The sequence below is a fragment of the Lysobacter sp. ESA13C genome, from assembly GCF_019970005.1.
Taxonomy (GTDB): domain Bacteria; phylum Pseudomonadota; class Gammaproteobacteria; order Xanthomonadales; family Xanthomonadaceae; genus Lysobacter; species Lysobacter antibioticus_B.
This window is the reverse complement of the sequence record NZ_JAHXYK010000003.1, coordinates 1-12,114: the sequence shown is the minus strand read 5'-3', so window position 1 is coordinate 12,114 and position 12,114 is coordinate 1. Positions and strand designations below refer to the sequence as shown.

5 protein-coding genes and 1 pseudogene are annotated in these 12,114 nt (G+C 63.6%); all 6 read right to left on the bottom strand.

The annotated features are described in order from the left end of the window. Nucleotides 1-33 precede the first annotated feature (33 nt). Nucleotides 34-1,191 (bottom strand): hypothetical protein, encoded by a 1,158-nt coding sequence (locus tag LC490_RS06190; RefSeq protein ID WP_223619977.1) that lies wholly within the window; start codon nucleotides 1,189-1,191, stop codon nucleotides 34-36. An 806-nt stretch (nucleotides 1,192-1,997) separates the two neighbouring features. Next, nucleotides 1,998-2,708 (bottom strand): HAD family hydrolase, encoded by a 711-nt coding sequence (locus tag LC490_RS06185; RefSeq protein WP_031372660.1) that lies wholly within the window; start codon nucleotides 2,706-2,708, stop codon nucleotides 1,998-2,000. Nucleotides 2,709-3,159: 451 nt separating this feature from the next. Then, nucleotides 3,160-3,552, bottom strand: a complete 393-nt coding sequence (locus tag LC490_RS06180; protein WP_152566274.1) for a transposase — start codon at nucleotides 3,550-3,552, stop codon at nucleotides 3,160-3,162. Nucleotides 3,553-4,880: 1,328 nt separating this feature from the next. Continuing rightward, nucleotides 4,881-7,226, bottom strand: a complete 2,346-nt coding sequence (locus LC490_RS06175; RefSeq protein ID WP_223619626.1) for a DUF11 domain-containing protein — start codon at nucleotides 7,224-7,226, stop codon at nucleotides 4,881-4,883. 364 nt (nucleotides 7,227-7,590) lie between these two features. Next, on the bottom strand, nucleotides 7,591-11,010 hold the full coding sequence (locus tag LC490_RS06170) for a CshA/CshB family fibrillar adhesin-related protein (RefSeq protein WP_223619625.1): 3,420 nt from the start codon (nucleotides 11,008-11,010) through the stop codon (nucleotides 7,591-7,593). A gap of 376 nt (nucleotides 11,011-11,386) precedes the next feature. Next, a pseudogene (locus LC490_RS06165) lies at nucleotides 11,387-12,114 on the bottom strand (hypothetical protein); the annotation flags it as partial.

The window sequence follows — 12,114 nt, the reverse complement described above, 5'->3', positions numbered from 1 at the left end:
ACGCCCCCTCGGCGCCGGATCGCGGATCACCGATCACTTCATGCGCAGTCCGCTCGAGCCCGGCAGGGGCTGTTCCACGGCCTGCTGTTGGCTGTCGACCGTAACCACCGCCTCGCTGCGCAGTTCGCGTCCCGGCGCCGCCGCCGCGGCTTGCTGGGTCATTTGCCGAAACGCATCGCGATCGCCGCTTTGCGATGCCGCCAGCATGCGATCGACGATGGCGGAAGGATGACTATCGGCCGATTGCGATGCGGTGGGAACAGGCGGCTTCGCAGGCGTATCGCCGCGCCAGCCGTACTTCACCATGCCCGGCTTCTCCGAATCGGCGAAAGTCCTGACGCCATCGGGGTTCCAGGTTTCCTTTATGTGCGCCCCGACGCTTCGATAGTAGCCGGCAAGCTGCTTCGCATCTTGAATCATCGACCATTTGCCGCGATCGACGATCGCCACCGGGAATTCGCCCGGCTTGGCGACCGCCCCCAAAAACCCTCCGTCCTTTTTCACCACCCCGGCCTCATGGCTGACCATGTAGCTCGAGAAACTGACCTGCGGACCGTGGCGGATCACATTGTGCTCGATGTCGGCGACCGGGCGATTCGCATCGACCGCGGCCACCGCACTGTTGATCGCGTGCCTGATCGCCAGTTCTTCCTTTGAGCCAACCAGCGGCGTATGCGGCAAGCCGGCTCCGCGAAACGTCAACATGTCGTGCATGTCGTAGTCGCCGGTGAACGGCAGCGCCCTCCAGCTTTCCTTTGCTTTGAGCGGGGCCAGCGACTCCTCCAACCGGTTCATGTCGATGGGGTAGATGTTCCCCTTGACCCGGTCGCCCAGGCCGTGACCGCTGCTGAGATAGATGCCCGTCAGTTCTCCGCTGGCCTTTTCCCAATGGCCGACATAGCCCTCGATACCGGCGTCGCGCACCTTCTGCAACATGCCCTCGGCGTTCGCCGGATATGCCTTGGCTATCGACGATTGCTTGATGGTTTTCTCAAGAATATCGTGCCCTTTGGCCGCGGCCCCCTCTTCGAGCGCGGCCAGCGTGGCAGCGCCCGCCGCCCTGAAGCTGACGGCAAAATTCCCTTTGCGCGACGCCTCTTCGATCGCAACCCGATGTTGCGGCGTCAAGAACTCCCTTTCGACCTGGTTGATGACATCCTCGTATTTCTTTCCATCGGCATTCTTGCCCACGACAATCTCCTGTTCAAATTCGATATTTCCGCAGGCCACTGTCCTGCGACTCTGGCGCGGCCGCAGCCAACATGCTGTTGATCACAATGCCATCGCGCGAATGCTCTTCAAAGACGCGATCGACTGCTCATCCGCCAATGCAACCGGGCCTCCATCGCACGATCGCGCAGCGGCTGCGCTCTTGCTTGGATAGAGCTGGAACACCGCGTCTTTCCGCCCGTATGCATTAGAGGTCAGTTCCATCGGATATGGCATAGGGAAAATTCTTAGCTCGCTCGCCCCCTGCATCGCCGATCCATGTGCTTGCGCGCCCCGCATGCACAGCGACTCTCGCAGAGGGCATGCGCGGCATGTCGCCCTTCGAGTCCGAACAGATCCGGCACGACTCGACTGACCTGCGAACTTCGCCCAGCCGTCGAGAGTTCGCCGCGGAGCATCGGGCGTGCGGCTGGCCGGTTCCAAGCCCGCTTATGCAGCGACGGAAGAATACAGGCCTAGACGTTGCAGGCTTCCGCATGGAACCGTAGGCGACACGCGATCACAGGACGATGGCGTCGTACGCCGAATCGGCAACTGCATTCCATCGATTCCACTCGCTCGGACCAATCCGCCCGATCAGGCCGCTTCGCGCCTACGACCCTCGCCGCCCGAAACACCGGCGCTGGCGGCCGGGGCCAAAGGTCGTTGGCTTGCTGGAGGGCGCCGCCGCGAGGCGGCGGGTACGATCTTTGCGTTACGAGCCATAGACGGCTTGCGCCGCCGGCCGCTCCGTCGCAGTCGCGACCTCTGCCGGCACCTGCGCGACCTCAGACTCCACGATCGAAGCGTGCGATCGCTTCGGCGATCGCGCCGGCTCCGCTCACCGTCTGCAGGCGCGGATGTTCGCCGCTCATGCCGTGCTCCATCTCGTGCGCCCAGGTCACGTGGTAGGGCATGTGGATGCCCCAGCCGCCGAGGGTGATCACCGGCTCGATGTCCGACCTCAGCGAATTCCCGACCATGGCGAAAGCGCTCGGCGCGATGCCGAACTCCGCCAGCACTCGCGAATAGCTGGCGTCGTCCTTCTCCGAGACGATCTCGATCCTGTGGAACAGATCGGCCAGGCCGCTGCGGGCGACCTTCTTTTCCTGGTGGAACAGGTCGCCCTTGGTGATCAGGACGATGCGGTGGCGGGCGGCGACGGCTTCGACGGCCTCGCGGATGCCGGGCAGCAGCTCCACCGGGTGGTCGAGCATGGCCTTGGCGAGCAGGACAATCTTGTGGATGCCGGCGGCCGAGATGCGCGATTCGGTGATGTCGATCGCCGCCTCGATCATCGACAGGACCATGCCTTTGACGCCGTAGCCGAACAGGGCGAGGTTGCTGCGCTCGACGGCCAGCAGGCGCTGGCGTACCGAGGCGTTGTCGACGTCGACCCAGGCGCTGAGGATCCTGTCGAATTCGACCGCAGCCTCCTGGTAGTAGCCCTCGCTATGCCAAAGCGTGTCGTCGCCGTCGAAACCTACTAGTTCCAGCATGGGTCTGCCTTGAAGATCGGGCGCAGGCGATGCTCGCCGCGCTTGCCGGGGGATGGACCGGGGGCCGATGCGGCCTCGGTCGGCGCGTCCGCAGCAGGGATCACCGCGGGACGGGCATTATCCCGCAGCCGGATTGCAGCGCCTATGCGGCAACGGCCGGTATGGCTGGCGGCCTCGGCTGGCAGCCTTAATGAGAGACCTCAAGGAGGCGGCCCGGCGGCACGGAGAGAAGTGCCGTACGGGCCGCAAGGAACGCCGGCATCGAACGGTTTATCGCCCGGGCGGCGCCCGGGTCGACCGGAGGAGAACGGGAGCTCCGGCAGGAACGAGCACCACGCGGCAGGTAGAAGAAGGCGCCGCCCCGAGCCCTAGCCCGGCGGCTAGCGGCGCCTTCTTCCATGGCCAGGGCCCGCGATTCGGCTGGACCGATGACCATCCCCAACGCAAAGCCTCAGGTTTCGTGCTCGCCGCCCTCGTCCAGGAAGTTATTGCGACGACCGAATTTCCGGTGGCGCTCGAGCTGCGAATTCATGTAACCGGAGATCAACGCCGCCAGTTCGCTGTCCGGGCCGAGCGCGTTGATGACCGTCAGCCACATGCCGCGGTAAATCCAGCGGTTGCTGCGGACGTAATTCTTGCGCCAGGGCCCATAGACCGCCTCGGGCAATTCGGTCCAGAAACGCCCGGTCGCCATGACCCACAACGCCGCCTCGACGAATCGTCGTGCGTCGTCGGCGCTGGCGTTGCGCGTATAGACCGTCCGCGGCAACACGGCTTCGATGGCCGCCCACTGCTTCTCATCGAGCCGGGTGAATTTCAATTCCTCGCTGTCGTTCTGGGGCATGGATTCGGCTTCCAGCTCGTCCACGGGGTCGTCGATTTGTTCGTTGCTAAACGGATGGATATTGCACACGGCGTGATCTGCTTATGGGTATGTCTAGGGGGGTTCCGAAGGGTCATTGCCGACAAGGGCGATTCCATCGACACAAACCAGGATCGGAAGACTGGACGCAGTGCATTACCTCCTTGGAATCGGACTGCTTCGATTCCTGTCGCGGGCTACGACAGATTGCTGAAACCGGACTTTCATCCTTCCGGGCCCAACGCTTGTTTTCGTCCATGATCGCCATCCTTGGCCTCTTTGTTGGGATTGCGCCGCCGGATCGCGATGCAAACTAAATCCTGTCCGGTGCACACCATGTGCACGACACGAACGCTCGAAGCGTGCGTTCAATATGACCCGAACCGAAATGAAAATTTGATATGTGCAACGACTCCTTAGCCGTTATTACCCGCAATTATCTTCGGCGCCGATCGTCTGCATGCATTTCGACCCCGCCACGCCGCCAATAACCCGCACAAATTAATTGCACCTGAAACATAAGACCGCGCACGCCCCACTTCGCTTTTTATCTCGAACCAGGCCAGCCAAGGCATGGACGGCGAATAGAGCCAGAGCTCGCGAATATCTCGATCGTCTGCTCCGCATACGACACGCGCTGGCGCATCAAGATAAAAGCGCCGAGCCGGAATCTCCATGAGAGGAATCCACTACGCACCCGACTTTCGCCTCGCCGTATGAGTCCGCCCTCGCCGGACGTCCTGTCGCGCCGATGGCCTCTTAGGCATACCGATGCAAATTCTGTGCCGACCGTCACGTTTTTGGCCGAATTTGGCAAAGTTTCATCAATTTCGCGATGAAACTGTTTACATCGCCCAAGAAAGCGCTCTTCGTGCCAGCTACGTGCAAGCTCGCCCCCCTTCCCGCCCCCCTGGACCCACGCTTTGGGGCGGTAATTGACGGTAAATGTCAGCCGCGTGACACTGAACCGGGGTTCGAAAGAAGCCTCTGACAAAACTTACCTTTTGAGCCTGGCCAATCGAGCCTGATCCAGATCCGTTTTCTTCGCAGGATCGCTGGATTTAATGCACACCGCAGCCCATTCCCGAGGCCGCGACACTCAGGGAATGAGAGGGGTGTTACCGGCGGTGCCATATCGGCTGCCGCGGATTATTAGCGGGATCAACGAACCCGTATCGGCAGATACCGACCGGCGCGGCAATACGCGCCGACGGCCATAACCGGGCAGAGCCGGCATGCGAGTCAGGGAAATGCGTTCGCTCGCTATCGATACGCCGCCGGCGATCCGGCGGCGCGGGCAAGTCGCCGACTCAGTTGACCGTGCAGGTCAACGTCACGACCACGGATGCTCCATTGGCGAGTGCCCCCAAGGCGACACCGCTTTCCAGCTGAGCCAAGGTCAGACCCGCCGGGCAGGCTGCTCCACTGCAGGTCGGCGGCGCGGTGCAGGTCAGACCGTTGCGGCCTGCAGCGGGATCGCTCAGCACGGCGCCCGTAACCGTATCCGGCCCGTTGTTGGTCACCGCGATGGTGTAGATCGTGGTCGCGCCTCGCATCACCGTGTCGCCGGCTTGGTCGCTGGGACCGGAGCCCGGCGTATTGGTCTTGGTGATGACCAAGTCCGCGAGCGGGTTGCGCGTATTGCTCAGCGTGCAGGTCAGGTCGTCGCCCGGCACCGCAACGACGTTGAAACTGGTACCGGCCCCGCTCGGAGCCTGCCCACCCGGCAATGCGTTGGTGCAGGCGTAGGCCGCCACGTAATTGGCGAAATTGGCCCCTCCGGCGCCGGCCTCGCTGAGCGCGTAGGTATTACCGGTGGGGGCTGGGTTCAACACGGCCATTTCCGCCGGAAGATTCGTACTGCCGGTCGTGGTCACGCTGACGGGCGCGCCCGGACCTGCGATCGTCAACGCAAACTGATCGCTGGTGACGAAACGCCCTAAGGGCAGCGCCTTCTGCAATCTCAAGGCCGCCTGCCCCGCGTTGGTGAAGGTGCAGACGATGGTTGCGCCCGGAGCGGTCGCGGCGGCGTCCAGGGTCACGGTACGGCCAGCCAGATTGGGGGTGGCAGTGCCGCCCGCTCCCAGGCCAGTGCAGGCTATGCCGCTCACCACATAACCGGTCGCCGCGGTTTCGGTCACTGTCGTCGCTACCCCAGTCGCGGTGAGCAGTTGCACGGCGCCGTTGACCGCGGTGCCGGCGACGGTCGTGGTCAGGGTTTGCGCCGCCACCCCGTTGGTGCCGGTGAAGGAGAACGCGCCCACGCCGCCGTTGCTGATCTTGGCCAAAGCGAAAGTCGTGCCGACCGGAGTGGTGTGCACAGCGCAGTAGCCGGTCAGGGCGACCGCGCAGTTCGGCGTCGGGCTCGCAATCGGCCCGGTGAAGGCCGTCGTCGCGGTATTCGTGACCGTCGCCGCGGGCACGGAATTCACCAGCACGCGAAAAGTCAGCGTGGCGACGTTGTTCGGTGACAGAAAGCCCATCGTGCCCGCCGGACGGCCGACCGAATTGATCGGGTAGTTGGACGCGAACGGATACGTCGCCTGATTGAGGTTGGTTCCGTTCAAGGTCGCGGTGTTCGCGACGTAACTCGTTCCGGCCGGCAACGCATCCGACCAGCTCGCCCCGGTGGCCGGCGTACTGCCGACGTTCGTGATCGTCACCGTGTAGTCGATGGTACTGCCGACGATGACCACGCTGGCGGTATTGCCTTGAGCGTCGCGCGCCTGGCCGGCCTTGGTGATCTGGAACTTCGGCGCGCCGCAGGCGGCCATGTCGGCGGCGCCCGGTTGGCCGTTGTTGGGCACCGGGGCACCGGTGATGGTGACGATCGCGGGATTGCTCTGGATGTCGGTCGGCAACAGCGCGTAGTTTCCCGAACCGCTCGCTATGTAGAAGTTGCCGGCGTAGGCCGCGAAAGATCCCCATGTCATGCCCGCGACAGGGTTGTTGATTCCGCCGTTGGCCAAAGAGGTGATCAGCGGCGTCAACAATCCGGTCGTGGTGTTGACCTCGTAGAAGTACAGAAAATCGTTGCCGGTACGATTGAGCATCATGAACAGACGACCGGTGTTATCGTCCTGGGCGAGATCGCCGCCGGTGTAGTCCAGCGTGTTCGCCTTGTTCAAGGTAATGGTGAAATCGCTGATCGGCGTCAGACTGCCGTCTGCGTTGACGGTGAAACGTTTGGTCGTCCAGGTGTGCGTCGTCGTGCCGCTGCCGGTCGTGGGCGTGCTGGTGTTCGCGTACAGCACATTATTGCGGATGGTCGCCCGCGCCCACTTGTTGGTCGCGGGCCCGGTACCGGGCCCGTCGATATCGGTCGCGACCTGGGTCATATTCCCGGCCACGCCGCTGGTGCGGTAGATGTTGTCGTCGTTGCCGACGATATAGAGATAGCCGGTACGCGCGTCGATCGCCAGACCGGCCGAACCGGTCGAACTGTTGGTGACCGATACGGCTTGAGCGACCAGCGTGACCGGGTCGACGCGGAACAAACCCACGCTGGCGGGATTGGTGTTGTTCTCCGCCCAGATGACGTTGCAGTTCTGATCGGTGAATTGGGCAAAAGCGGGCACGGCCATGCCGCTTGCGAGAAGCGCGAGGAATCCCCGAAGCATGAAACCGGATCGGCCCGAAACAACGCGTGGTGCCATCAAGCAGTGAGCTCCTTGTGTCGAAGTGCGAGCGTTCGGGACTGAAGATCGCCTGGATGGCAGGCTCGCTGAGAGAACAAAGGCCAGGGGCAGCGAATACTTCCGCATCCGGCTTGTTGGCCGGGCGATAACGATTGGGTCGTGCTCATTGCGAATCTTGTTCATGGCTTCGTCACGAATGCATCAGTCAAACAACCCAGCGGAAACTACCGCGCGATCTGCAATGCCGGCACACCGGCAAGTGCCAACGCAGACTCTCGACTTCTGCGACTTCCGACATCTATGACGAGCACGAAATCCAAATGCGCGACTGACCACCTCAACATAAGAAATATCGCCCGACGACATACCGCACAGCTACACGTCAGTTGACCGTGCAGGTCAACGTCACGACCACGGATGCTCCATTGGCGAGTGCCCCCAAGGCGACACCGCTTTCCAGCTGAGCCAAGGTCAAACCCGCCGGACAGGCTGCTCCACTGCAGCTCGGCGGCGCGGTGCAGGTCAGACCGCTGCGGCCTGCAGCGGGATCGCTCAGCACGGCGCCCGTAACCGTATCCGGCCCGTTGTTGGTCACCGCGATGGTGTAGATCGTGGTCGCGCCTCGCGTCACCGTGTCGCCGGCTTGGTCGCTGGGACCCACGCCAGGGGTATTGGTCTTGGTGATGATCAAGTCGGCGAGCGGGTTACGCGTGTTGCTCAGCGTGCAGGTCAGGTCGTCGCCGGCCACCGGCGTCACGCTGAAGCTGCTGCCGCTGCCGCTCGGGGTTTGTCCGCCGGCCGATGCATTGGTGCAGGCATAGGTCGTGACGTAGTTGGCCAGGTTGGCGCCGGCTGCGCCCGCTTCGGACAGGGTGTAGACGCTCGCCAGCGTGGCCGGGTCCAGGACCGCGATCTCGGCTGGCGTATTGGTCGTGCCGGTCGTGGTCACGCTGACCGGCCCGCCTGCACCGCTGATCGTCAACGCGAACTGGTCACTGCCGACGAAGCGCCCGAGCGGCAAGGCTTTTTGCAGTCGCAGCACCGGCTGCCTGCTGTTGGTGAAGGTGCAGACGATGTTCGCTCCGGCCGCGGTGGCCGCGGCATCGAGCGTCACCGTTCGATTGCCCAGGTCCGGCGCCGCGTTGCCTCCCGCGGCCAGCCCGGTGCAGGTGATGTCGGTCAGGGTGAAGCCGGCGACCGCCGCCTCGGTCACCGTCGTCACGGTTCCGAGCGCGGTCAACGTCTGCACCGCGCCGCTTACCGGCGTGCCGGCTACGGTCGTGGTCAAGGTCTGTGGCACCACGCCGTTACTGCCAGTGAAGCCGAAACTGCCGACCCCGCCAAGGCTGGTCTTCGCAATCGTCAACCGCGCCACCGACACGTCCGAATCGGTGGCCTGATTGTTGGCGGTGTTGGCTTCGCTGGTACCGGCGCCGGCGGTGACCGTGGCGGTATTCGTCAGCGCACCGGTGAAGTTCGCCGGCACCGTCAGGGTCAGCAGGTAAGTCACCGAACCGCCGACCGGCAGATCGACGGTCGCGTCGTTGATCGCGCCGCTGCCACTGGCCGTGCAGACGCCGCCGGCCGTGCCCGTGCAGGTCCAACTCGCAGTGGTGATGCCGGCCGGCAACGGATCGGCGACCGTCGCATTCTGGGCGCCGAAGGGCCCACTGTTGCTGACCACGATCGTGTAGACGACGTTCGTGCCCGGCGCATAGGTGTCGTTGGCCTGGTCGACCTCGCCGTTGACGCCAGGCGTATTGGTCTTGGTAATCGCCAAGTCGGCGCCGAAGGTGATGTTCGCAGTCGGACAGTTGGAACCGTCGTTGGAGCTCGAGCCCGGCGCGCCGCTGATCAGGGTCGCCGCACCGGTACTCAAGTCGAACTGATAAAAACCACTGGGCGGGTTATTGCCCGAACCGTACAAGCCGTTGGGCGCGCCATAGATCGCGCCGAAGAAGCCCGCCGGCAAACCGTTCGGCACGCCGATATTGGTGACGGCACCGGTGGTCGGATTGACCGACACCAGCTGACCGCTGTTCGTCACGCTGTACAGCAGGCCGCCGACCCAGGCCCAGTCGGCGATATTGATCGCCGAACTCAGGGTGATCGGCGTCGCGACCAAGGTCGTGATGTTGACCGCGTACATCACGGTGCCGGCAGCGACGTTGTTCTTAACGTACAGGATGTTTCCGGAGGTGCCGAAGGCGCCGCTGATATAGACCGCCGAAGGCAATCCGGTCACCGCTCCCAGTATCGCCGTGCTGCCGTCGGCGCCAACGCGCACCAGGGTATTGCCGGCAGGATTGGTGATCAAACCGTACTGATAGTTGTCGCTGGGGTTGTAGCCCACCGCGTTATACACCGAGGTGGCGGTTCCCACGGCGTTGAACACCAGCGGATTGACGGTGGTATTGATCTGGTACAGCGTGGTCGGCGTCGGCGCGCCCGGCGACTGTTCGAGCCACATGCGCGCATCGCAGGTGCCGAAGCTCGTCTGATCGAGAATCGTCAGTGCGTAGTCCTCCGCTTCGCCCGAACCGGCGATGCCGGTGGCGCTGGCAATAAGCGCGGCACTGGCCGCGGTGCGCACGCGCAGATAGGACTGACCTGCGCTGGTATCCGGGTTCACCGTCCAAGCCAGCGTCGCACTGCCGCCGCTGCAGTTGACCGTCGCCGATCGTTCGTCGGCATCGAATACGCCATTGCGGTCGAAATCGATCCACCCTGCGATGAAGCCCGTGCCGACGCAGGCCACCGGCACCGAATACGAAAGCGTCCGCAGACTGACCGACAGCGGAGCCAATGCCGATACGTTGACGCCATCCTCGTCGTTGGCGGCGCCGTTGCTGTCGTCGAGCGACGCCCCGGCCCCGGCCCAGGCCGGATTCTCGACATCGACGCGGCTTCCGAGCAAGGCGGTCGTCGGCTGCACGAGGGTTGCGAGCGAGAAGCCCGCGGAGAATATGTCGGTGTTGCCGGCCGGAAGCGTGCCGCCGCTCCAGTTGTATTGCGGCAAGTGCCCTGCCGTACCGTAACTGCTCGGCGCATCGCCGTAGTCGGCCACGTTGAGCATCACGCCCAAGGCCACCGCCTGGAGGCCGCCGGCCTGCAGCGTAAGGGTCGCCGTGGTGGCGTTGTCGATGAAGTACACCCCCATCGGGGCGGGGTTGGCCGGCGAACAACTATTCGGCGGCAACGAAGAAAACGCATAGGTCGTGCCTGTCACGTTGACGTTGTAACCGGTCGTGCAACCCGCGGCGCGATTGCGCTCGATCACGCGCATCGTGGCGCCCGCAGGCAACGTCGTACGTATCGCTTCGGTGACACTGGTGGTCTCCGCATCGGCGAACACCAGGCCGTCCAGTACATAGGGACTGCCGCCCAGCAAAGCCGAGCAGCTGTAGGTGAACGTGGTCAGGGTGCCGTCGACACGATTGATCAGACCGATGTCCATCGTGTTGGAGCCACCGGTGCCGCCGACGTTGTACAGATCGTCCAGACCGTCTTCGAAATAGCCGCCAGGCCGATAGATCTGCAGGTCGGGATCGGCTCCGTTGCCGTTGATGCCGCTCAAGGTGCAGGTAATCACCAGCGGCGTACCGGAAATGGTGATCGTATTGACGACCGAGGTGCCCACCTGGGGAATGGCGGTGCCGCTGACGCCCCAGTCGAACCACAGGATCTGGCTTCGATACTGGCCACTTCCGCCGGTCGCGTACTGCGCCGCCGCCGGACCGGCAGCCAACATGCCCAGCACGGCCGTCATCAGCGCGAGGAGCTTGGCGACGATGGATTTCATTTCCTTCTCCATGGACCGCCTGCGAAGGTTCGGCCGCGGCTGCAATTCGATCGATGGGACTGCGACGCTGGATCGTTGCCGCTAGTGGTCACTCCGGCCGGAGCCGAGCTGAGTCTTCTTGCTGGATCTGTATCCGGATCTGCGCGCCGGTTTCGCTCATGCCGATCGCCGACGCGCCTATGACCAGAACGAAAGCGCAAATATGTCTACCTAATATCGTTCATCCACAACGAAAAACCGGCGGCGGCGCGAATGGCTCAAAAGCCTCCCCACGCAGGCGCCGAGCGGCCGCAGAACCATCCGCCGCTCATGCGCGATCATCCTCTCGGCGGTCGCGGCGATGGCTGCAACGCATTTGCGTTACGGCCTAACGCGATCAGTACGTGCCGACCAGATTCAAGAACCAGCCCTTGTGGTCGTAATCGAAGTTGGTCAGGTCGTCGCTGAACTCGGTGAAGTTGTAGCCCACGCCGACGCGGAAGTTGCGGCCGATGTCGCGGTCGACGCCGATCAGGAAGCCCTGGCGATCGCCGCCGTCCCTCACGCCCAGCCAGCGATACTCGGCCAGCGCATGCCAGGTTTCGGCGAACTCGTAACGCGCCTGCGCCGCGGCGAAGGTCGTCGCCGAATCGGCCCATTGGCCTTCCAGACGGCCGTAACGCACTTCGCCTTCGCGACGCGCCAGCTTGCCGGCGAACTCCCAGTGGTGGTTCGGGTTGTAGATGCCTTCCAGCGACAGGATCTGGCTGCGCTGATCGTAGAACGCCACGTTGTCGCCGATCTGCGGCAGTGCCGACACGTCGTACAGATACGTGTACTTGCCGAGCAGCGCGTACTTGGTGCTGTTCCACGGCCGCCAGGCGAAACCGACGTTGCCTTCGATGAACTTGGCGCCGGCCTCGGCGTTGATCTGGTCGGTGGTCTTGGAGTAGTTGAAGCGAGCGGCGATGCGGAAGCTTTCGTTGATCTTGTGGGTCAGGTTGTTGGTCGTGACCCACTGCTCGCGACGCTCCGCACCGGTGTCCTCGCGCCATTCCAGCTTGCTCTGCCACTGCGTCGCCGCCGAGGTGTGGCCGCCGCTGAGGCTGACCGCACGACGATCGA